At 56.6% G+C, this 23074-nt stretch carries 14 protein-coding genes and 2 pseudogenes; 10 read left to right on the forward strand and 6 right to left on the reverse strand.

The window, feature by feature from the left end; translation table 11 throughout:
- Positions 1-31: 31 nt before the first annotated feature.
- A protein-coding gene (locus HKD31_RS12975) for an IS630 family transposase (RefSeq protein ID WP_194265449.1) occupies positions 32-1098 on the reverse strand; the annotation gives its coding sequence in 2 pieces (ribosomal slippage) (positions 32-612 and positions 612-1098; 1068 coding nt in all).
- 120 nt (positions 1099-1218) lie between these two features.
- A complete protein-coding gene (locus tag HKD31_RS12980; RefSeq protein WP_194265450.1) occupies positions 1219-2742 on the reverse strand; it encodes a DHA2 family efflux MFS transporter permease subunit in 1524 nt (507 codons plus the stop codon).
- A 619-nt stretch (positions 2743-3361) separates the two neighbouring features.
- Between HKD31_RS12980 and HKD31_RS12985 the strand changes: the two genes are divergently transcribed.
- From HKD31_RS12985 to HKD31_RS13005, 5 genes and pseudogenes are all read left to right on the forward strand, one after another.
- Positions 3362-5782 carry a membrane-bound PQQ-dependent dehydrogenase, glucose/quinate/shikimate family gene (locus HKD31_RS12985; RefSeq protein ID WP_194265451.1) on the forward strand — a complete coding sequence of 807 codons (2421 nt, stop codon included), beginning with the start codon at positions 3362-3364 and terminating at the stop codon, positions 5780-5782.
- 622 nt (positions 5783-6404) lie between these two features.
- Positions 6405-7769, forward strand: a pseudogene (locus HKD31_RS12990) (carbohydrate porin); the annotation flags it as partial.
- Positions 7770-7895: 126 nt separating this feature from the next.
- The gene (locus HKD31_RS12995; protein WP_370543928.1) at positions 7896-8300 is read left to right on the forward strand and encodes a glycerol dehydrogenase; all 405 of its coding nucleotides are present in this window, start codon (positions 7896-7898) and stop codon (positions 8298-8300) included.
- Complete coding sequence (locus tag HKD31_RS13000) at positions 8300-10519, forward strand: pyrroloquinoline quinone-dependent dehydrogenase (protein ID WP_194265452.1); 2220 nt, start codon at positions 8300-8302, stop codon at positions 10517-10519. Before HKD31_RS12995 ends, HKD31_RS13000 begins: the two co-directional genes overlap by 1 nt.
- A gap of 201 nt (positions 10520-10720) precedes the next feature.
- On the forward strand, positions 10721-11479 hold the full coding sequence (locus HKD31_RS13005) for an IclR family transcriptional regulator (protein ID WP_194265453.1): 759 nt from the start codon (positions 10721-10723) through the stop codon (positions 11477-11479).
- 35 nt (positions 11480-11514) lie between these two features.
- Here the strand turns inward: HKD31_RS13005 and HKD31_RS13010 are convergent, their stop codons facing one another.
- From HKD31_RS13010 to HKD31_RS13020, 3 genes are all read right to left on the reverse strand, one after another.
- Positions 11515-12396 (reverse strand): LysR family transcriptional regulator, encoded by an 882-nt coding sequence (locus tag HKD31_RS13010; protein WP_062493663.1) that lies wholly within the window; start codon positions 12394-12396, stop codon positions 11515-11517.
- A gap of 34 nt (positions 12397-12430) precedes the next feature.
- Complete coding sequence (locus HKD31_RS13015) at positions 12431-13300, reverse strand: LysR family transcriptional regulator (RefSeq protein ID WP_062493673.1); 870 nt, start codon at positions 13298-13300, stop codon at positions 12431-12433.
- A 97-nt stretch (positions 13301-13397) separates the two neighbouring features.
- Positions 13398-14798 (reverse strand): amidohydrolase, encoded by a 1401-nt coding sequence (locus tag HKD31_RS13020; protein ID WP_370543929.1) that lies wholly within the window; start codon positions 14796-14798, stop codon positions 13398-13400.
- A 420-nt stretch (positions 14799-15218) separates the two neighbouring features.
- Here HKD31_RS13020 and HKD31_RS13025 point away from each other — a divergent pair, with 420 nt between their 5' ends.
- The 5 genes from HKD31_RS13025 to HKD31_RS13045 all read left to right on the forward strand — a co-directional run bounded on the left by HKD31_RS13025 (position 15219) and on the right by HKD31_RS13045 (position 22094).
- On the forward strand, positions 15219-17486 hold the full coding sequence (locus HKD31_RS13025) for a TonB-dependent receptor (RefSeq protein WP_194265734.1): 2268 nt from the start codon (positions 15219-15221) through the stop codon (positions 17484-17486).
- Between the two features lie 84 nt (positions 17487-17570).
- Entirely contained in the window at positions 17571-18866 is a 1296-nt protein-coding gene (locus HKD31_RS13030; protein ID WP_194265456.1) for an MFS transporter, read from the forward strand.
- A 21-nt stretch (positions 18867-18887) separates the two neighbouring features.
- Entirely contained in the window at positions 18888-20204 is a 1317-nt protein-coding gene (locus HKD31_RS13035; RefSeq protein WP_194265457.1) for a CapA family protein, read from the forward strand.
- A gap of 141 nt (positions 20205-20345) precedes the next feature.
- On the forward strand, positions 20346-20771 hold the full coding sequence (locus HKD31_RS13040; RefSeq protein WP_194265458.1) for a VOC family protein: 426 nt from the start codon (positions 20346-20348) through the stop codon (positions 20769-20771).
- A 33-nt stretch (positions 20772-20804) separates the two neighbouring features.
- Entirely contained in the window at positions 20805-22094 is a 1290-nt protein-coding gene (locus HKD31_RS13045) for a Zn-dependent hydrolase (RefSeq protein WP_194265459.1), read from the forward strand.
- A gap of 211 nt (positions 22095-22305) precedes the next feature.
- Here the strand turns inward: HKD31_RS13045 and HKD31_RS13050 are convergent.
- Positions 22306-23031: pseudogene (locus tag HKD31_RS13050) on the reverse strand (transposase); the annotation flags it as partial.
- Positions 23032-23074 lie beyond the last annotated feature (43 nt).

Below are 23074 nucleotides of genomic sequence, written 5' to 3' on the forward strand. Positions count from 1 at the left end.
AACCGGGCGGCTTCTGTCATACCAAGGGCTATCACCTTTGACCTATATGAGCCCAGTTTCTGAGACCGATGGATCGGATGGTCTGTGGCAGGGCGGTGAGGTTGTTCCATGCGGTACATGCGGCTTCGATGATGTGTTCGATGCCGCTGAATACGGTGTTGGACAGCCAGTTGGCGCGTAGGAACTGCCAGATATTCTCGACCGGGTTCAGTTCGGGCGCGCGGGACGGCAGGAAGATCAGGCTGACGTTGCGCGGCAGTCTGAGTTTGGGTGTCGTATGCCAGCCGGCGCGATCGAGCAGGACGACGGCATGCGCTCCGCGTGCGACGCGGCGTGAGATTTCCTCGATATGCAGTTGCATGCTGGCCGTGCCGGTAAACGGCAACACCAGGCCTGCCGCCTTGCCGAGTGCGGGGCAGATGGCGCCGAACAGCCAGGCATTCTCATAGCGTTGATCGGCAGGCTGGCGTGGTCGGGTGCCACGCCGCGCCCATTGCCGGACAAGACCGTTTTTCTGCCCGATGCGGGCCTCGTCCTGCCACCAGAGTTCAATCCGCCTGCCTCTGGGCAGATGCCCGGTGTGGGCGCTCAGGATCGTGGGGAAGTTTTTTTAAACGCGTCCATGACGGACCGATCCTGTCCGGGGTGACGCGGACGCGCGCTGACGTGGCTGAACCCGAGCCGCTTCAACAGGGCGGAGACATGGCGTTCGTGATAGGAGACGCCAAAACGCTCTTCGATGACCCGCTGAAGATCGACCCGACGCCAGCGCACCACACCGTCCCGGGCACGGTCAGGCCCTGTCGTGACCAGCGCCGATAATTCTGCCAGTTGGTCCGCTGTCAGGCGGCAGACCGACCCGTTGCGCCATTGGTCCCGCAAGCCATCCGGCCCCGCAGCATTGAACCGGTGCACCCAGTCCCGCAGGGTTTGCCGGTCCATGCCGCCGATCCGCGCCGCTTCGCCCCGGCTGGCACCGTCGCGCACCGCAGCCAGAGACAAAAGGCGCCGTGCAACATTCGCATCCCGCATACGAGAGGCCAGACCCCGTAACGCAGAAGCCGTATAATCCGTCCGTAAGGCAATCGCACCAGCCATTCCCGATCCTCCCTCTCACAACAGAATCAGAACAGGCCCTTCGCGTCACTTCACAGATGAGTCAAAGACAGTAGCCCTTGGTATCAGTCTCTGCCGCAGGGGGAGGAGCAGACCTGAAGCCTATGCGGTCTGGTCGTTTCCAGGGTTCAGTTTCTTGCGCGCCATCAGTCCCACGATCAGCATAAAAGCGAGGAACATGAAGCTGCTACTGACAGTCAGGCTCGCGCTGATCGACGTCTTGTAGGCGGCCTTCACCTGATCATGCAGGGCGGGAGAGAGCGTCTGGATGGCTGCCATGCCGTTTTCCAGAAATGTGGGCACATCGATCTTTTCGGGCAGGGCATTCAGGCTGTTTCGCAGCATCAGGGCCATCACGCCCCCTGAAAGCGCCACGCCAAGCGATCCGCCCAAGGAGCGGATGAATGCCATCATGGCTGTGGCGATCCCCAGCATGTTTCCTGGAACGGAGTTCTGGATGATGACCGTCGCATTGGGCATGCCAATGCCCATCCCGACTCCCAGGCATCCAAGGCTCAGAAGGAACGAGAACGCGGGCGCACCATGACGGGCACACAGCGCAATCAGGGCGAGGGCCAGAAACTCGATACCGACACCAATCACGAGCAGGAGTTCGTAACGCTGCGTCCTCGATGAGACATAACCGCCCAGGATCGAACTGATCATCATGGTGCCGACCTGCGGCAGCATCATCAGGCCTGAAGTCGCGGGAGTTTCCCCCAGGACGAGCTGATAATACAGCGGCAGGAAAATCATCGACCCCATCATGGCAAAAGACATGATCCCCGTAGCCGCCACGCAGACGGAAAAATCCGCAATCCGCAGAAGACCAAGACTGACGAGAGGTTCAGGTGCGCGCCGTTCCTGCCAGAGAAACAGCAGGAAAACCACCGTGCTTCCTGTCAGCAGAAGCAGGGTGAGGGGGGATGTCCAGGACAGGGCGGTTCCGAGGGAATTGAACAGGAGCAGAAAGCCGGCTGTCGCAATCGCCAGAAGCCCGGCCCCCAGATAATCAATACGCGGCCTTTTTTCAGCGCCACCAGAGGGCAGGCTCAGCATGATCAGCGTAAAGGCGAGAAGTCCGACAGGCAGGTTGACCAGAAAGACCCAGCGCCATGAAAGGGCACTGGTCAGCACGCCGCCAAGAAATGGACCGGTCACGCTGCTGACGGCGAAAGCGCCGGTAAAGAGACCCTGATACCGGCCACGCTGCTGCGGCGTGACCATGTCACCGATCACGGTCTGGGACAGGGTCATCAACCCGCCGGCTCCGATCCCCTGAAATCCCCGGAACAGGATCAGCTGCCACATGCTCTGGGCAACACCGCACAGAAGCGAGGCCAGCAGAAAGGCCCCGATACTGAATCCGAGCAGGGGGCGTCTGCCGAACATGTCGGAAAGCTTGCCGTACAGGGGCGTAGCAATCGTCGAGGTCAGCATGAAGGCCGTCACCACCCATGACATGTGGGCTAGACCGCCCAGATCGCTAACGACCGTAGGAAGGGCCGTGGAGACAATGCTCTGATCGAGCGCCGCCATGATCATGGTCAGGATCAGACCGGCAAAAACGCGGAGGCGCGTCGAAGGCGTATAGCGGGATGGGAGATCAGCGGAGACGGATTGCACGAAAAATTCCATAATTTCAAAACGTCAGCAGCGTTTTTCCATAAGGATCACGACTGCCCGGACGCGTTACCTGTCATTGGGCTGCGGCCTGTCACCCGCTTCGGTCAGCCCGGATCAGCGCTAACGGACCACACCCGTCATGATTGATCAACCGTCGCTCTGGCCAGCATCCGGATCAGAAGAGCTGATCTTTCCGTTCGTCAGAGTAAGTCTCTTGCAGACATCTGTTCTGGTTCCGTGAGCAAGCATCACAAAACAGATACTCACAATCGATTGATGGTGTTCATTTATTGTTTGCCATTAATGGAAATAATGTCCTTTGACGATGGAGTATATTTTGTAAAATGACTTACTTTAATTCGAAAAATAATACAGAAATACCTGTTTCTATTTAATATTAATGAAGCCTGTTCTTTTCCGTATTTTATGGTCTGCAGAGAAATGAAGACATCTTCACACTTGCAAATCCCTTTCAGAAACCATCTCAGGCGTTTCGTCAGAAGACATGAACATCCACGGATGTGGGGCATTGGGGAACCAGGTATGGAGTAAAAATTAAAATAAATAACGCAAATCCGGTTTCTGAATTCAAAATAAAAACGTTCACATTGGAGGTAAAATGTCGAGCGAAACCCCTACGGGATCAAGGCCATGGGCTATAAGTGGCTTGATATTCATTGTGAGCCTGACGCTCATCATCGGTGGAATAGAACTTATTTCTCTCGGTGGAACATTCTATTACCTGATCGCTGGTCTTGCCTTGGCGGCAAGTGCCGCGCTGGCCTGGACACGTCGCAGTCTTGCGCTCTGGGTCGTGGCAGTTACAATTTTCGGAACACTGGTCTGGTCACTGGCGGAAGTCCATCTGACGTTCTGGGAACTTGAACCGCGCCTTGTCGCATTCATCGTTCTTGGACTTCTTGTTCTTCTGCCCTGGTTCCGGGGCAGGCTGTTTCCCGTTTCCCGTGCTGCGACACTCACTGTTGGTGGTGTCACCGCGGCAACGTTCCTGACCCTGGTTGTCGCAGCATTGCAGCCAAACGGTATCTCCGGGGCCGCACAGCTGGCGTCCGGCTCCGACGGCGGATCTGATACCTCCGTTCCGGATCAGGACTGGCAGTATTATGGCCGCACTCAGGGCCAGGATCGTTTTTCTCCGCTCAAGCAGATCAACGCCGGGAACGTGAAGAACCTGAAGCTTGCCTGGAGCATGCACACGGGTGACACCATGCGGGCTGGTGAAGATCAGGGGGGCACCGATGGTGGGCATGAGTTCAACTTCGAGAATACGCCCATCAAGGTCGACGACACGCTCTATGTCTGCACCGGTCACAGCTGGGTTGAAGCCATTGATGCGGCAACGGGCAAGATCAAATGGAAATACGATCCCAAGGCCAATACCGGCCCGGACGTCTATCTCGCCTGCCGTGGCGTCTCCTATTACAAGGCTCCTGAAGGGGCGAGCGCAGAGTGCCCGGAGCGTATCATTGCCCCGGTTCTCGATGCCCGGATGATGGCTCTGAATGCTAAAACGGGTAAGCCCTGCGAGGATTTCGGGGAACACGGTTTCATCTCGCTGACGCAGTATCTGGGTCATGTCCCCGACGGTTTCCACTTCGTCACGTCGCCGCCCATGATCATCAGTGATCGTGTCATCACCGGTGGCTGGATCTTCGACAATCAGGCCACGTTCGAGCCGTCAGGCGCTGTCCGTGCGTTTGATCCCATTACCGGCAAGATCGTCTGGGCCTGGGATGTGGGCCACAATCCGCAGACCTGGACGCCAGGACCCAATGATGAACTGACCCGCGACACGCCCAATGCCTGGGGTGTCTATACAGCCGACCCCAAGCTGGGCCTGGTCTATCTGCCGACCGGCAACGCGCCGCCGGACTACTTCGGTGGGCATCGTCGTCCGTTCGATGACAAGTTCAGCAGTTCGATCATCGCGCTGGATGCGAAGACCGGCGAACTGCGCTGGCATTTCCAGACCGTCCATCATGACGTGTGGGATATGGACGTCCCGGTGGGGCCATCGCTGATCGATCTGCCCGGACCTGATGGTTCAACAATCCCTGCTCTGGTCCAGACAACCAAGCGTGGCGAATTCTTCATGCTCAACCGCGAGACGGGCAAGCCCGTTGCCGAGGTTGCGGAAAAGAAGACCCCCCAGGGCGCTGTTCCCGGAGACTGGACCACACCGACGCAGCCTTATTCGGTCGGTCTTCCTTCTGTCTCGCCAAAAGATCTGACAGAGAAGCATCTGTGGGGCGCAACGCCGATCGATCAGATGATGTGCCGCATCCAGTTCCGCAAGGCGGCCTATCAGGGGCAGTTCACGCCCCCACAGTTGAAGGAAACCATCGTTTACCCGGCGTTTGACGGTGTCGTGGACTGGAATGGTGCGTCTGTCGATCCGGTGAACAAGCTGGTCATTTCCACGGCCAACTATATCCCCTTCATGCTGCGTATGGCGCCGCGTGACGCCGTCGAGAAGGCGGGTTTTGTGCCCCCGTGGGATGGCAGCGGAAACGAACCGCATGTGAAGGGCGGTGTGTATGGTCCTCAGTACGGTACGCCGTATGTTGGCTACGTCCACCCCTGGCTGAACCCGCTTATGGTTCCCTGTGACGCACCACCGTGGGGCACGCTGACCGCGATCGATCTCGTCAGCCGGAAAATCGTCTGGCAGCATCCGATCGGCACGACGCGCGATACCGGCCCGTTTGGCACGCATACCAATCTGCCCCTGCCAACCGGCATGTTTAACATTGGTGGCACGATGGTGACCGGAGGCGGTCTCGTCTTCCTGGGCGCAACGGCGGACGACTATCTGCGCGCTGTTGATGAAAGCACAGGCAAAGTGGTCTGGAGAGCACGTCTTCCGGCGGGCGGTCAGGCCAATCCAATGTCCTACATGATCAACGGCAAGCAGTATATCGTGATTGCTGCCGGCGGACATGCGGGAATGGGAACGCGGACGGGCGATTATATTCTCGCCTATGCCCTGGATGACGGGCAGACAGCTCAGGCCAACTGAGACATCCCGGCGACAGGGTTTTCCGAGATGGAAACCCTGTCGCTCCATTTCATATTGGGCGTGTATTCAGAACCACAGGTTCTGAAACTTTACAGCAGGCTAAACAGCGCCTTGCTCTGCTCCGGAATTGTCGTCCATCCGAATACGAAAATCAGTGCTTGCGGCCGCCAAAAACTGGCGTTTGATCCGTTTTCTACACGGACAAGTGAGGGGCAGCTTTCTGCCGGTTTCATGAATGGTCAGACGATAAATAATTCCATTTAAAACAATAGATTAGGGTTCCATTGGGATTGAAGTCCATTCCTAATGGATTTCAGTCCGGTTTTTGTCATCGGGTGAGCTATTTTGTTTGGTCCGGTTTTTTGATTTCTAGGGTTTGCGACTTCTTTTCTGAAGAATGGGAGGCGCGCAGGGAGCCTTTAAATATATGTCAAACCACTCTAACGATCCTGGTCGTAAAAAAGGGGTCCTTTATGTAAGTACCTTAATACTTCTATGGATTCCTTGCGGGCTGAAAGCACAGGATATTTCCAAGATTCCCGTCATTCAGACAGGGAACGTTCATGGTCGTGTAAATTCTCATGTGTCTTCTGCGAAAAATTCTCCTGTCAGAACAGTGAATCCACGACCGTTACTTGTGAAGACTGCACCGGATGCCGACGGTAGCACACGTATGGCCACTACCTCCGATACGACGGAGAACAGCTTTTTCCCCGACAGTTTTCATGACTGGCTGACCCAGAGCACGATGACGGGAGACTGGGCCGGGTGGCGGACGTGGCTGACGAAAAAGGGCATCAACATCGGGGGGCATTATTTTCAGGATAGTGCAGGGAACCCGATGGGGGGAGCTTCGAAAAATGTCCGTTACGCGCATGAGGTCGGGGTCAATGTGGACTTCGATCTCAAGAAACTGACGGGATTCTCGATCGGTTTGTTCCACCTTACCGTAACGTCACGTGCCGGTCTCGGGCTTGGGGCAAAACTGCCGGCGCTGGATAGTCCGCAGGAAATCTACGGTTCTCCGACCGTACGTCTGTCCCTCCTGTCCTGGGAAATGCCCTGGAACCGGTATGTGACCACGGATGTCGGTGAAATGAACGCCGAAACGGATTTCGAATCATGGTCCATGTACTGGGGCATGAACAACTATTGCCAATTCGAAAGTAATGCGATCTGCGGCATGCCCCAGTCAATCGCTTACAACTCCGGATACAGTTATTATCCAACCGCCCATCCGGGCGCATGGGTCAAATTCTATCCGGCGGGAAATGACCATTACTCCATTCAGTTCGGGGCCTATTCCGTCGACCCTACGATCGGCAATACGCATAACGGCTGGAAAATGAACCTGCATGGCGCGACGGGAACGTTTCTTCCGTTCCAGCTTGTCTGGCATCAGGGTGGAAAAGACGATTACAGCGGGCCGCTTCAGACCAACGTGAAAATTGGTGGCTACTGGGACTCTTCCGAGGTCAAGAACGTCTATTCGCAACTTGGGACTTTCGGGATCCCGGAGCAGTACCTGGTTTCTGCGCCGGTTTCCAAGGTGCGCGGGCGTTTTGGCGGCTGGTTCCAGTTCGACCGGATGCTGGAGCGTGACGGGAATGATCCGAACCGTGGAACATCTTTTTTCGCGTCGTTTACGTGGGGCGATCCACGGACGTCTGTTGCGCCGTATTTCGTTGACTGGGGTCTGACACGCAAAGGGACATTCCCCACGCGACCGAACGACACGGTTAGCCTTGGCATGAAGATGCTCTGGGTCAGCCCGAAACTTACGAGCTGGGTTCGTGAACTGCAGGGCACGGGGGCTACAGGAATTTACAAGCCTTCCGGCGAGCACTCGATCGAACTCAATTATGGCTGGCGTCCGACGCCCTGGCTGCTGATCCGTCCAGGTGCCCAGTACATCTGGAGCACGGGAGGAACCAATAAATACAAAAATCCATTAATACTGGACTTTGAAACCGGAATCACACTTTGAAGCAAAACTCAAAGTAACTATTATAAGAACACCAAGTTATATCACGCCTTAGTGAGGTATCTCGGGAGCTCTTATTTAATCCACTTGCATGTAATCACTAATTCCCATCCGGGAAAGGAAAGGTTCATGGTTAATTCATCCTGGAATGTAATGTTCCGGCACTTTCATAATGCGACTTTTGTGGAGTGGCTCGTTCTGCTTCTTGGTCTCGTTATCACCCTCGTCGGTGTGGCCTTTGTCATCGGCGGAGTAGATCTCGCCATGTTGGGCGGCTCTTTTTACTATGCGCTCTGCGGGCTGCTTCTGGCTGCCGGAGGCATTCTCATGATCCTGGGGCGCACGATGGGTGCGTTCCTGTATCTCGGCGCATTGGCCTACACATGGGTGTGGTCCCTGTGGGAAGTGGGTTTCAGCCCGATCGATCTTCTTCCGCGCGCTTTTGGGCCGACCCTTCTGGGCGTTCTTGTCGCCCTGTCCATTCCGGTCCTGCGCCGTCAGGAAGTACGTTTTTCCAGCAAGGGAGCCGTCTGATGCGTCGGCCATATCTTTTCGCTACAGTGGCCTCTCTGGCGCTGACTGCGCTGCCATTTGCGGCCCATGCACAGTTCGCTCCTGCCGGAGCAGGCGGTCCGCCCTCCGCTTCAATTCCGGGGGCGGGCAAAGCCGACGAACCGGCACGGGATGCGCCGCCAGACCCGAGCTATTTTGCAGGCCCGTCCGCTTATGCGCCGCAGGCCCCGGGCGTGAATGCCGCCAATCTGCCGGATATGGATTCCATTGATGCGTCGGCACTGCCGGCCATGGTGCCGCAGCAGAGCGCCAGTCCGGCGCGTGAGGATTGGGCGACATACGGACATGATGACAACCAGACGCGCTATTCGCCTCTGGACCAGATCACGCCAGAGAATGTCTCCCAGCTTGAAGTGGCGTTCACCTATCACACGGGCAGCTATCCGCGACCTGGGCAAGCCAACAAATGGGCAGCCGAGACGACACCGATCAAGGTTGGCGACGGTCTCTACATGTGTTCGGCACAGAACGACATCATAAAGCTCGACCCGACAACGGGTAAGCAGATCTGGCGCCGCGATCTGAATGTGAAATATGAGTCCATTCCCTACACAGCGGCGTGTAAGGGCGTGACGTATTTCACATCATCGCAGGTGCCTGAAGGCGAGCCGTGTCACAACCGTATTATCGAAGGCACGCTGGACATGCGGCTGGTCGAAGTGGACGCGGCGACCGGTGAATTTTGCCCCACTTTCGGTCATGGCGGGCAGGTCAACCTGATGCAGGGGCTGGGTGAGTCCGTGCCGGGCTTCGTGGCCATGACGGTTCCGCCAATGGTCGTGAATGGTGTGGTTGTCGTCAATCACGAGGTTCTGGATGGTCAGCGCCGGTGGGCGCCATCCGGGGTCGTGCGCGGCTATGATGTGGAGAGCGGAAAGTTCGTTTGGGCTTGGGACGTCAAGCGCCCCGATGACCATTCGCAGCCGACCGGCAACAACCATTACAGCCGTGGCACGCCCAATTCCTGGGCCGCTCTGACAGGCGATAACGCGCTGGGACTGGTCTATGTTCCGACCGGGAACTCGGCCGGCGACTATTTCAGTGGATATCGCAGCCCTGAGGAAAATGCCGTTTCCACGTCAATTGTCGCACTGGACGTCAAGACCGGATCTCCGCGCTGGGTTTACCAGACGACCCGCAAGGACGTCTGGGACTACGACATGGGCTCGCAGGTCACGATGATGGACATGCCGACGCCTGACGGGCAGACGGTTCCAGCCATCATCGTACCGACCAAGCGTGGGCAGACCTTCGTTCTGGACCGCAGGACGGGCAAGTCCATCCTTCCCGTGGAGGAGCGGCCGGCTCCGGCAGGGAATGTTCCGGGCGATACGCGTGCACCCACGCAGCCCTGGTCCGTCGGGATGCCTGCCCTGCGCATGCCGGAGCTTCAGGAAAAGGATATGTGGGGCATGTCCCCGCTGGATCAGCTCTACTGCCGTATCAAGTTTCGCAGCGCGCATTATGTGGGTGAGTTCACGCCGCCCAGCCTGGACAAGCCGTGGATCATGTATCCGGGCAACAATGGCGGCAGCGACTGGGGCTCCATGGCCTATGATCCGGAAACGGGCATCCTGATCGCCAACTGGAATGCGTCCCCGATGTATGCCCAGCTCATCACCCGTCGCAAGGCGGACAGCCTGAAGCTGATGCCGATTGATGCCGTGCATTACAAGCCCGGTGCCGGAGCCTCGGCGGAAGGCAATGGTCCGATGGAAGGGACGCCCTATGCGATCACGATTGCACCTTTCTGGGACCCGTTCACCCGCATGCTGTGCCACAAGCCGCCTTACGGGATGATCACCGCCATCGACATGAAGCATGGGCAGAAGGTTCTATGGCAGCATCCGCTGGGAACTGCGCGTGCCAACGGTCCGTGGGGACTGCCGACAGGACTGCCCTGGGAAATCGGAACACCTAACAATGGCGGTGCCGTCATTACCAAGGGTGGTCTGGTCTTCATCGGTGCGGCAACCGACAACCTGATCCGGGCCATCGACGAGCGGACAGGCAAGGTCCTGTGGTCGCATGTTCTTCCGGGCGGCGGTCAGGCCAATCCGATGACTTATGAAGCCAACGGACGGCAGTATGTTGCGATCATGGCTGGTGGTCACCACTTCATGATGACGCCGATCTCTGACCAGATGGTTGTTTTCGCCCTTCCCAAGGGAACGAACTGAAAAAAACGGGGGCCGCATGAAGTGCGGTCTCCGGGAAACGTCGAGGCGCGAACCCTGCCTGGTGGGGGACATGAAAATGGCCGTTTTGCCTGCGAGCAAAGCGGCCAAATGTTTTCCTGATCCGTCGGAGAAAGCATTTCGGCTAAACAGGGCTATCAGGCTGCGTTTCGATCATTTCGGCCATTCAAGAGAAAAGGTTCTATGTCGAAAACTCCAAAACTGATTCAATCCATCGAACGCGCCGTAGCTCTGCTTGAAATCATTGCGCATCAGGGTGGTGCCGCGCGACTACGGGATCTGGCCATCATCTCCGGTCTGGGCAAGACGACGGCCCACAACATTCTTCAGACGCTGGAGCAGCTTGGTTATGTTCACCGCCGTCTGGGGGACATGAATTATTATCTTGGAGGACGTATCCTCAATCTTTCCCGCATCGTGGGGAATGACTACGTTTTTCGCGACAAGATGCGGCCTGTTCTGGAGCAGATCGCCCGGGAGAGTGGCGCCACGGTCTATTTTGCGGTTCCCAGCGGAGACAAGGCTGCTTACGTCGATATCGTGGATCTGAAGGACCCGCTCTTCGCCGCGTCCCGTCTGCATGACCGGGAAAAGCTCGAAGGCTCCTCGGTCGGGTTGGTGTTTCTGGCGTTTGTGCCGGGGCTGGGGAAACGTGTGCTTGCCACGCGCGCAAATGCCCTGAGCAAAAACATTCTTCTGGAAATCGAGAATGTCCGGGTCAAGGGATATGCCCTGGATCTTGAATCCTATCGGCCTGGTATCAATGCCGTTGCCATTCCCTGGCGGGAAAGCAGTGGTGAAGTCCGTTCAAGCATTGCCCTGTCAGGACCGGCGGCGGAACTACCCCGGCAACGCCTGATCCAGCTTGCCTGGATGATGATGAAGCATGTCGCAAGTGCCAACCTGGAAGGTTCCAGAAGCGTGTTTGGAAAAACGATCTGACAGGGCTCCGGGATCGCCTTCGCACGTAATGACCTTCACATGCTGGCAGACCCGAGTGGAGACTGGAGGATATCGAGGAGGCGGTTAATCAGGCGTCTTCTGGGAGTATTCCTTTGGGAAAGAAATCCCAGTTTCCTGCACGGTGCCGGAGCAGGGAGTGAGACTTTTTTCAGATGGAAGCCGTCCGGCCAGGGGAGGGCCCAGTCCGGAATCAGTGAGACGCCGGTTCCTTGATTGACGAGGGTCGTGATGGCATCGAGTGCGTCCAGTTCCAGCCGTTCATGAGGCCAGATTCCGGTACGTTTCAGATAGTCATCCGCCAGGCGTCCACCCCACTGGTTGCGGTCATAACGGATGAAGGGATAGTTCCGCAGGATTTCGTGCGGGTCGGTCTCCGTTACATCGCCGGGAACAAGAACGATGAGCGGCTCTGAGCGCAGCGTCTCCCAGACATAGGTTTCCGGAATGTTGAATGGCGGCTCGACGATGAAGGCCGCATCCAGTGCCCCATCCAGAACGGCATTGTAAAGCGCGGAAGACGACCCCGGCATGATGTGCAATTCGATTTCAGGAAAACATTCGAAAAAGCGCTTCAGGTAAGGAGGCAGAAGGCCGTTTGCGGCACTGGAAATGGCCCCCAGCCTGAGTTTTCCGACCGGAGTGTCGCTTGTCGCAATCACGCAGAGTTCACGGACGGAAGTGACGATCCGACGGCTTTGCTCAAGAATAGCCAGGCCATGTTCGGTCGGACGCACATGGCGTCCGTTCCGCTGGACAAGGGAGCAGCCGATCTCCTCTTCCAGTGTCCGAAGCCGCTGCGCCACGGTTGCGGGGGTCAGGTGCTGCTGGCGTGCGGCTCCTGCGATGGAGCCCTGCTCGATAACAATGAGCAGACTTTCAAGGAAGCGTGTGTCCATGAACGGTTATCCGGAATGGGGAAAGTGAGAGCCTTCAGGCCTTCTTGAGGGTGAGGAATGGCTCCATGGTCTTGATGAGATGGGCGTGCGGTGAGGCGTGCAGCCAGTGCAGGCCGATATGGCGCTGGGGTGGTGTACTGGAGACAGGAATCTTCCGGACTTTGAGCCCTTCCGGCCATGGCGGGAGCCAGTCCGGAAGCAGGGAAATGCCAATGCCCTGGCTGACCATCAGAGCGATGGCTTCAAGGGAATCAAGCTCCAGCTGTTCCTTGGGGAAAATCCTGTTGTCCTTGAGGAAGGTATCGGCGACACGACCGCCCCACTGATTGCGGTCATACCGGAGGAAAACATTATTTTTAAGGATCTTCAGAGGATCCGTTTCAGCGCAGTTTTCCGGAACCAGAACTATCAGAGGCTCCGACAGAAGCCTTTTCCAGCCGCATGTCTTGGGAATACCGAAAGGAGGCTCAACGATAATTGCGCAGTCCAGTTGTCCTTCCAGGACCTCATGATACAGCTTGATCGACTGACCCGGTGTGACATGCAGGTCGATCTGTGGATACTCGATGAAGAATTTTTTCAGCATGAAGGGAAGGATGCCGGTCAGGGCAGTGGAAATGGCGCCGATTTTCAGTTCGCCGGCAAATTCTTCCTGAAAGGCGAGGGACCGCAACTCTTCGACACCCTTGATGAGCTGTCGGCTCTTCTCAATGATGGCCAGGCCTGCAGCAGTCGGTGTCACGGTCCTGCCGGCACGGATCAGCAGAGGCTGTCTGATCTGGTCTTCAAGAGCCTTGATGCGCTGGGAGACGGCCGCAGGGGTGAGTGAAAGCTGACGCGCGGCATCGGCGATGGAACCTCGTTCCACGATGGCGATGAAGCTTTCCAGAAAGCGTGTGTCCAAGATGCGCTGTCTCTCGTTTCTGACTTGGAAATGATTTCCGCGGACTTCATGGTATGGCAAGCGCCACGATATCAGAACAGGATCTCCGGTTCTTTTTTCAGAACTTTCCCTGAGGCGGAAAAGTATCCGCAGGAATGGGAGAGACATAAGGAGTGCGAAGAAGGCGTTGTGCGTGATCGTCCTGAGCCTTTTTCAAGACATCCGGGGACCGGAATAATCGAATGGCGGTCATGGCCATCGCCTTTGCGACATGGATCATGCCCTTATGTGCTACCGGGGAAACACCCTGAGCCGTCATCTGCCATGAGTGGAGGGGAGTCCCGATGGCGCAGGTTGCTCCCAGAGCCTGAACCGTCGGGACGGTCCAGCTGACATCCCCGACATCCGTGGAGCCCAGGGAAAACCGGCTTCCAGCAGGCAGGACAAAGTCGGACAGCGACGCATCACATGCGGAGCATCCCACCTGCTGAAGAGCGGACTCAATATCCTCCGCTGACAGGGTCTCCTGTATCCTTGCGGCGAAAACCTGATCTTCGGCGCTGAAAGGTGGTGGCCCGAGTTGCTCGAAACTTTCCTGCATCACTTTTTCAAGGGGCGGGCAGGGGAGCAGGTTCGCAACGCCTCCGGTTACAATGCTCCGAACCTGAGTTCCGCTCATCAGGGCCGCTCCCTGAGCCACCTGCCGTACCCGCTCGGCCAGTGCCAGCATTTCGGAAAGACCTTCTGCCCGAACGGAATAACGGACTGTCGTTTCAGACTGCACGACATTGGGCGCAGTCCCACCGGCATTGATGTAAGCGTAATGAATGCGCGAGGTGGGAAGCATGTGCTCACGCAGATAGTTAACGCCCACGCTCATCAGTTCGACCGCATCCAGTGCTGACCGCCCCAGATGTGGTGCGGCCGCTGCGTGAGCCGAACGGCCGGTAAATGTGAAATCCATCCGGACATTTGCCAGGGAAGACGGTGGGAGAACCCCGCAGAACGGGGATGGGTGCCATGAAATCGCGGCATCCACTCCTGTGAATGCCCCACCTCTGACCATGAAACCTTTTCCCGCTCCGCCTTCCTCTGCCGGGCATCCATAATACCGGACGCGGCCAGGGATCTGCATGACCGCAAGCCAGTCCCGAACAGCAACAGCGGCCAGAAGGGATGCAGCGCCAAGCAGGTTGTGTCCGCATCCATGGCCGTTTTCGGTCGTCGGAGTATGATCGAAGGAGCCTGCAGCCGCCGCGAGACCGGGCAGGGCATCGTATTCCCCCAGAAAAGCAATGACCGGGCCATCCTCTCCGCTTTCGCCCATCACAGCCGTCGAGATGCCTGCAACATGGGAGGTAAGGACAAAGCCATGATCAGACAGCATCCGCGTGTGCAGCGCACAGGAGTGATGCTCTTCGTAACAGAGTTCGGGAACGGCCCATACGTTATCGCTCAGGGCAATGGCTTCATCCGCCAGGGTGTCGACATGATCCCAGATCTTTTCCGTGTTTCGTATTGGCATGAAGCATTCCTGAGGTTGGACAAGGATCCATTTGGAACGAATCTGGAATATTGTTGAAGGCGATCATTCCTGTAAAAATTTAACGACATCTCCTGATGAAAACCAGCAACAAAATGTTTTTTTCATCTTCTATGGAAATCTCGATCCCTGAAATTTAAGGATATCTGCTGATTTATCTCACTGTAAGCATCTCATGAGATAGTTTTATTATCTTTTGAATCAAACAGGAACAGCTATGTCCTGAAACCGAAATATGTTCTGAATATGAAACATAAGGTTTGCCGGTCTGCGGGATGATCGGTTTATGAGCAGGAGTTCAGGATGATTATGGTTCGGGCTGAACGGCAGGGTTCTGTTATGAAAAACGCATTCCGCGGCTTCCTGATGCTGTCTGTCTGTACGGGATGCCTTTCGATGGCAGGGGCATATGCCGCTACTTCAAAAAACGACAAAGCCCGTCGGACAGTCCCGTCCAGACATGCGGATGCTCATGTCGCACCCGTACATCATGCGGTGGCAAAGCAGGATCATCCCGAAGTCATCAGCGTCACGACGAAGCGTCGGGCGTTCGGGTTCGGAGCCGATCAGCACCGCGCTGGCAACATCACCAATCTGACCGCTGAAGACCTCGTGACGCATCACGTCACGACCGTCGAGGATATCCAGAATCTGGTGCCGAACCTCACGATCCAGACTGAGGGCGGTTCGAACGTTCCGGACTATTACCTGCGCGGCATCGGTATGCAGGATTATACCCAGAACAACATGTCCTCGGTCATGACCTATTTCGATGACGTACCGTACACCATCACGGCGATGAGTTCCGGCCAGATGTTCGACGTGGCCTCCGTCGGTGTCGAGCCCGGCCCGGTCGGTTTTGAGCATGGCATTGCCGACACGGGCGGCGAAGTCCGCATCACGACCAATGATCCGACCAAAACCCTTCATTACGGTGCATCGGAAGACATCGCGAGCTACGCGCGCAGCAAGACGAATTTCTATGTGTCCGCACCGATCACGGACCGGCTCCAGTTTCGTCTTGCCGGGCAGATGCTGCAGGGCGGGGCCTTCCGCTACAACCGGGTCAACGGTGAGTCGATCGGGCGCGCCAATGAGGGCGCGCTACGCGGCAAACTGGCCTGGCAGCCCGACGATAAAACGAACATCAAACTGACCGCCAACTGGTCGCAGGATTCTTCGGAAGCGCAGGCCGGTTTCGTCCTGTCCGACAGCAACAACATCCTCCCGCGCGATCAGGACATCTATGCGACGGGCTGGAATCTCAATCCCCAGTACGCCAAGATTCTCGGGATCTCCCCTAACAGCAAGCCGTCCTATAACGACATGCAGTGGGGCATCAATCTCAACGCGGACCGGGATCTGGGCTGGGCGCACCTGGCAACGATCTCCTCGTTCCAGCAGCAGCAGCGCCATGAATATATCGATCGGGACGCGGAAGCCTATCGTTCCGGTGACAGCTATCTGACGGGAAGCATGAATGTGTTCTCGCAGGAAGTACGCCTTTCGGGCATGGCGCTCCACAACCGGCTCGAATGGGTGGCGGGCATGTACTACAACCGCGTTCGGGCCTCGGGCGAGAACTGGTTCGATTACACGGATCGCTCCGGAAAGTATTACTTTCAGGACAGCACCCATGTGCAGCCACAGCAGAATTTTTCACAGTTCGTGAACCTGAAATACGCCCTGACGCCCAAACTGCACCTGATCTTCGGTCTGGAGCATCAGAGTGACGACCGCCAGTTTCTCGACGACGCCGTCTACCGCTACAACCCTGTGACGCTGGCAAAGACCTACAGTCAGGTTTTCGCCAATCACGGCGCCCTGACAAACCAGTTCTCGGGCAAGGTCGGCATCAACTATCAGGTGATGCAGAATGCAATGCTATATGCCGATATCCGGCGTGGCGTGAAACCGGGTGGCTTTACGGCCAACACGACGTTGACGGAACAGCAGGCTGCGGGCTTCAAACCTGAATGGCTGATGGCTTACGAAGTCGGCTTCAAGAGTGAATTCTTCAATCACCGTCTTCGGATCAATGGCGCGGCATTCTGGGATTCCTACCACGACCAGCAGTATTTCTCCTATATTCTGGTTCCCGGCTGGGGGACGGTCGGTTCCTATGTCAATGTGCCCCGTTCGCATATCTTCGGAACGGAACTCTCGATCAGCGCCCATCCTTTCCGCGGCCTGACAATCTCTCAGAACGTAGGGTATCAGCGCGGAACCTATGATGACTTCCAGGTCCTGAACGTGCAGGCCGTGACCGCCTATTACGCCAAGACCGGACAGTACAAGTCGATAACTGACAGCTATAACGGCGCAGATATGGGTATCCCTAAACTGACGCTGAACGGAAGTATTTCCTATGAAACGAAACCCGTTTTCAGGAAATATACCGTCACGCTTCAGGGGGATTACTCATATCGTGGTGCACAGGATACTGTCCCGCGTGGAACCGGAACCTACCTGCTGCCTGCATATTTCCTCATGAACGGCAGTGTGACCTTCAAGCCGGTCAAGGGACGCTGGGCTGTTACGGCTTACGCCACGAACATTCTCAACCGCGACTACATCGTCAGCCGTACGCTTGCGACAACGGTCAACATGGGCATTTCCGGACAGCCAAGATTTGTGGGCGGCCGTTTTTCCTATGATTTCTGATTACGGAATATTCCGGAACCATTTTAACGTGCCGGAATATTTTCCTACAGGAAGCGCCCCGGTGCCGCAGGAGAGAGGGTATTGATGAACGAGATACAGACCAGACTTTACCATCGCCTGAACTGGCGGATCATGTCGTGGATCATTGTGATCTACCTGATGGATAGTATCGACCGAACCAATCTGGGGTTTGCACGCAGCCATATCTCCCAGGATGTGGACCTAACTGCGGCACAGTTCGGATTTGCGGCCGGGATTTTCTTCGTCGGCCTGGTCCTGTTCGAAATTCCGATCAGCCTCTGGTCATCGCGGGTGGGGGCACCCAAGACATTTGCCAGAATCATGGTCTTGTGGGGCATGACATCGGCGGCGACTGGCTTCATTCACAGCCGCGACAGCTTTTATGTCCTGCGTTTTCTGCTGGGCGTGTTCGAAGCAGGTTTTGCCCCGACCTGCACTTATTATCTGGCTCGCTGGTATCCTGAGAACCGGATGTCGGCCGTCATTTTCTGGCACCAACTCTCACTGCCTCTGGCCGGGATAATTATCGGCCCGATCTCGGAGCTGATCCTGTCTCACTTCGATCAGGTCGCCGGTCTGGCGGGGTGGCGCTGGATGTTTCTTCTCGAAGGGCTACCGTCCATCGTGCTCGGCGTCATCGTCGCTTTCGTCCTTCCCACCGCACCAAAGGACGCTGCATGGCTGTCGGTACAGGAACGCAAGACAATCGAGGCATGGAGCGTCCGGCAGAACGTACGCCATGTGGAATTTTCCGCTGTCATCCGGGACCCGGCGATCTATTTCCTGGGGCTCGGCTTCTTCGCACTCATGGCCGGAATGTACATGCTGAATTTCTGGCTGCCGTCTATCATTCATGAATCCGGCGTTCATTCGTCCCTGGCGGTCGGGCTGTACTCCTCGTTTCCCTACGTGATTTCCGTCGCTTCGATGGCCTATTGGAGTGCCCGTTCGGACAGGCTGAAGGAACGGAGCTTCCACTGTTACGCTCCGGCGCTTCTGGCCAGCCTGTGCTTTCTGCTGACAACCATCATTCCGGATATTTTTATCCTGAAGATGATCGTTCTGGCAGGAGCTACGGCCGGGATCTACGCATCCTACGTCGTCTTCTGGGCGATGGCCGCCAATGTGTTCCAGGGAAGCGCTGCAACCGGCGGGTTTGCGCTGATCAACGCCATCGGACTTTGGGGCGGCGTCATCAGCCCCATGGTCGTCGGAAAACTGACATCCCTTACAGGAACCCTCTCAGCCGGGATGGTGTGCATGGCCATCACGGTCGCGGTCGGGGCCGTCATCCTTTGGTCCGTGACACGCAGGATCACGGCCCCTTCCGGCCCCTCTATTCCTTCTGAAATTCTGTAACTGTAGTTGAAAGACCTGTATATGAAAGTCTGCCTCACGGGCGACAGCATTGTCCTGCGTCGGCTGAACACGGATATCGATCCGGTCTGCGCCCCGCTGTTTGACATGATCCGGGATTGCGATGCGTCCTTCACAAATCTTGAGATCATGCCAAGCGACTATCAGGGCGATCCCGCCCTTGATCATGGCGGATCTCATTTCAGCGCCCATCCCTGGATCCTGGATGAACTCCGCACCGCAGGTTTCGACCTGTTCGCAGCCGCTACCAATCACTGTCTTGATTACGGCATTTCCGGTCTTCGCATTGCAATCGAAGAACTGAGAAAGCGCGAAATCCTGTATTCCGGTGTGGGGCTGACCCTCGAGGAAGCGCGTCGTCCGGCCTATTTCAGCCATCCCAGAGGCACGGTCTCGATGCTGTCGTGCTGTTCGACATTCGCGCGCGGACAGGAAGCTGCCGATCAGACCCGGAGCATGCAGGGACGCCCCGGTCTCAATCCGCTGCATTTCAGCACGACGTATCAGGTAAAGCCGGAAGAGCTTTCGGTTCTGCAGACAATTTCGGCAGGTCTTGGTCTGGAGAAAATCAAGCAGGAGCAGATCAAGCTGGGCTTCGGCTATCCCGCTCCGGAAGACACGCTGACGCTGGATGGAACCCGTTTTGTCGAGGGCAGTGAAACCCGCATCACCACCGCCCCGAATGCGCGGGATCTGGAGGAAATCGGGCGCTGGGTCCGTGAAGCCCGGGTTGTCTCTGACGTGGTCATCGTCAGTGTTCATACCCATGAAGTCGGGTATGACGCCGATGGAACCATCAGTTGGGAAAAGCCGGGCGAGTTTCTGGAAGCCTTTGCCCGGGATGCCATCGATCAGGGGGCTGACATCGTGGTCTGCCACGGCCAGCATCTTCTGAAGGGAATGGAACTCTACAAGGGCAAACCGATCTTCTATAGCCTCGGTAATTTCATTGGTCAGAACGAACTTGTCGATATGCTGCCGGAGGATTCCTATACCTTCTACAAGGTCAGCACGGATGTGACGCCGCATCAGGTCTACAAGACCCGGACCCTGAATGACACGAAGGGCTTCCCGGCCGATCGGCGCTTCTGGGAAACCCTGCTGCCGATCTGCGAATTCGCAGAAGACGGAACATTGTCCTCCATGGAAATTCATCCCGTCTCGCTTGGATTGGGCAAAAGCGCCCATACGCGCGGCCTGCCTTTTCTCGCTGAAGGGGAAGAAGGTGAGAGCATCCTGTCTCGCTTCGAGATCCTCTGTGAGCCCTATGGCGTTCGCTTCACGCGTGAAAAGGGAAAACTTGTCCTGAAACAGGACTGATATGCCCCCACCTTTGCGGAGAGTCGCAAGAGATCATCCGCAAAGGTAACCTTTGCTTTCATCAGAAGACATATATTCGTTCTATAATATGCCGGTTTCTGCATGTTATTCTGATATTCCTTCTTAATTTCTGGTGTAGAGATGCCTAATCCGTTTCACATTGCATTTCCGGTCGACGACCTTGATGCTGCCCGTGTCTTCTATGGTGAAGTTCTGGGTTGCCCGGAAGGACGTAGCACGAACAGCTGGATTGATTTCGACCTGTACGGCCATCAGATCGTAACCCATCTTGTTCCCGACGCATGCCATAAAGGTGACGCTGGAAGCGGGGCGGTGGACGGACACAACGTGCCGATTCCCCATTTTGGCGTCGTACTGGACATGGATGACTGGAAAGCCCTCGCGGAGCGCGTCCGTCGTCACGGCATTACCTTCGGGCTGGAGCCGCAGATCCGTTTTGAAGGACTGCCCGGTGAACAGGCGACGATGTTCTTCTGTGACCCGGCAGGCAATGCGCTGGAATTCAAGGCGCTGGCCGACATGAAGCAGCTTTTTACCAAGCAGTAAGTCTCTACCCATCCGGTTCTAAAAGGAGTTTCCGTGTCCAGTTCCCTGACCTCTTCCAATACGGCTGCTGCCCCTGTTCTTGATCCGGAACTGGCAAACCGGGTGTTCGATCGCCTGCATGATATCGGCTTTGACGGGCGGGGAATGACCCGCCCATCCTATGGCGAGGGCGAGAACCGGGCACACGCCCTGTTTGAAGACATCGCCAGAGAGCATGGGTTGGAAATCCGCAGGGACTGGGCATCGAACCTGTTCATCACGCTTCCGGGCCGCAACCGTGATCTGCCTGTGGTCATGACCGGATCACATGTGGATACGGTCCCGTGCGGTGGCAATTTTGACGGTGCAGCAGGGGCGATCGCAGGGCTTCTGATCCTTTGCGCCTGGGCCAGAGCGGCGTTCCAGCCTGAGCGCGATACGACGCTGATCGTGACCCGTGCGGAAGAAAGCGTCTGGTTCCCGGTGTCCTATCTGGGCAGCCGCACGGCTTTTGGCCTGCTGCCTGCAGAAGCCCTTGAGACACCGCGTAGTGATGATGGCGTGACACTGCGCGATCATATGCTGGCCTGCGGTGCACATCCCGAACTGTGTGGCAAGGCGCCCGTTCTGGACCCGGCAAAAATCGACTGCTTTGTGGAACTCCATATCGAGCAGGGGCCAGTATTGCTTGAGGCGGATGTTCCCGTTGGGGTCGTGACCGGAATTTGCGGCAGTACCCGATATCGCTCCGCAGTCATTCACGGCCAGTACGCCCATTCTGGCGCGACGCCGCGGCGTTTCCGCTCGGATGCTGTCATGGCCGGTGCGAGCATGATGATGGCGCTTCATGAAGACTGGAAAACGGTTGAAGCCGCCGGCGAGGAAATGACCCTGACGTTCGGGGTGTGCCAGACGGATCCGGCACAGGCCAATTTTGCTGCCGTTCCGGGCAAACTCGATCTGGTCATCGATATCCGTTCACGTGACGAAGCTCTGCTGGAACGCATGAACACACGGGTCATCGAGCAGGCCCGTCGGGTGGAAGCAGAGTTCTCAGTCCGTGTTGACCTGGGCCCGCGTACCCAGAGCACGCCGGCTGTCATGGATGAAACGATTCAGGCGCAGGTGAAAGAGCTGGCAGCGGAAATGGGTATCGCGGTCGTTTCAATGGCCAGCGGGGCCGGGCATGACGCGGCAACATTCGCAGGGCAGGGCGTTCCGACTGAAATGCTGTTCGTCCGAAACGAGAATGGCAGCCATAACCCAGACGAAAGCATGGAAATGGAAGACTTTCTTCTGGGTGCCAGCCTGCTGGAAAGACTTCTGCGCAAGCGGGCATCCTGAAACGGGACATCTCGGCGGGGCAGCGCTTGATGTAATGTCGCATGCACTGCCTGTCGCAGGAAATCCTGCTCCTAACTTTGTAGGGGCAGAAGTGAGGCAGTGTTGACAAAGGATCTAATCCAGAACCTGGACGGATCGAAGAACCGTTGATTGAAATTTTTGCGGCCTGATTTTCGGCTGCAACGGGCAGGCATCAATGGTTCTGGCTGAATCTCGCACCATCATTAGAGGTGGCATCTGTCGCATTCCATTGAAGGATCAGCCTGAACTTCCGGTCGATGGAGGCATGGGATTTATAGCCAAAGGACGAGAGGGTAAGATCCGTTGCCGGAAATGTTCCATCATCCTGTCGCTTTGCTTTGGTGAACTTCAGCGTCCCGCGCGCATGCCTGTCCTTATGAGACAGCTTTGAGGGTTTGTCCTGCCAGTCTTGTGGGATCCGTCCTTCCCGGAGATCCGTCTTCTCAGCGTTTGTATTGCGCTGCTTTGGCGCCGCCAGCGTTGCGTCCAGGATCTGCCCCGACATCGGTAGATAAGCGGCGTTCCGTAATGTGGTATTGAAGCGGTTGAACAGTCTTTCAATCGCACCGGCCTGCGTCAGCCGCTCACGAAACAGCCAGATCGTTTTGGCATCGGGCACCTGATCCGACAGACCCAGACCAAAGAAGCGCATAAAAGACAGACGGTCATTGATCAGGTCTTCCCTCCGCTCGTCGGAGAGCTTGTTCAGTGTCTGGATCACCAGGGTTTTGAACATCAACACCGGATCAAACGGCGGACGGCCACCTTTGCGTCCATCCGAATAGGCAAGAGCCTTCTCCTGATCAGGTCGAAACACCTCAAAATCCACAGTCCGGGAAAAGACTTCGAACTGATCACCAGGCCCACTCAACCGTGCAAGCCGCTCTTCAACATCAAAGAAACCCGGCTGCTTCATGTCATCTATCCCTAATCCACGCAGGGAAAATAGAATTACAGAG

It is taken from the genome of Gluconobacter potus (assembly GCF_015244705.1).
Classification (GTDB): domain Bacteria; phylum Pseudomonadota; class Alphaproteobacteria; order Acetobacterales; family Acetobacteraceae; genus Gluconobacter; species Gluconobacter potus.

Excerpts from the sequence above, each read along its gene's own strand:
- HKD31_RS12985 (WP_194265451.1), top strand. The coding sequence starts at position 3,362 with ATGTCGAGCGAAACCCCTACGGGATCAAGGCCATGGGCTATAAGTGGC.
- HKD31_RS12995 (WP_370543928.1), top strand. The coding sequence starts at position 7,896 with ATGGTTAATTCATCCTGGAATGTAATGTTCCGGCACTTTCATAATGCG.
- HKD31_RS13000 (WP_194265452.1), top strand. The coding sequence starts at position 8,300 with ATGCGTCGGCCATATCTTTTCGCTACAGTGGCCTCTCTGGCGCTGACT.
- HKD31_RS13005 (WP_194265453.1), top strand. The coding sequence starts at position 10,721 with ATGTCGAAAACTCCAAAACTGATTCAATCCATCGAACGCGCCGTAGCT.
- HKD31_RS13010 (WP_062493663.1), bottom strand. The coding sequence starts at position 12,396 with ATGGACACACGCTTCCTTGAAAGTCTGCTCATTGTTATCGAGCAGGGC.
- HKD31_RS13025 (WP_194265734.1), top strand. The coding sequence starts at position 15,219 with ATGGCAGGGGCATATGCCGCTACTTCAAAAAACGACAAAGCCCGTCGG.
- HKD31_RS13030 (WP_194265456.1), top strand. The coding sequence starts at position 17,571 with ATGAACGAGATACAGACCAGACTTTACCATCGCCTGAACTGGCGGATC.
- HKD31_RS13035 (WP_194265457.1), top strand. The coding sequence starts at position 18,888 with ATGAAAGTCTGCCTCACGGGCGACAGCATTGTCCTGCGTCGGCTGAAC.
- HKD31_RS13040 (WP_194265458.1), top strand. The coding sequence starts at position 20,346 with ATGCCTAATCCGTTTCACATTGCATTTCCGGTCGACGACCTTGATGCT.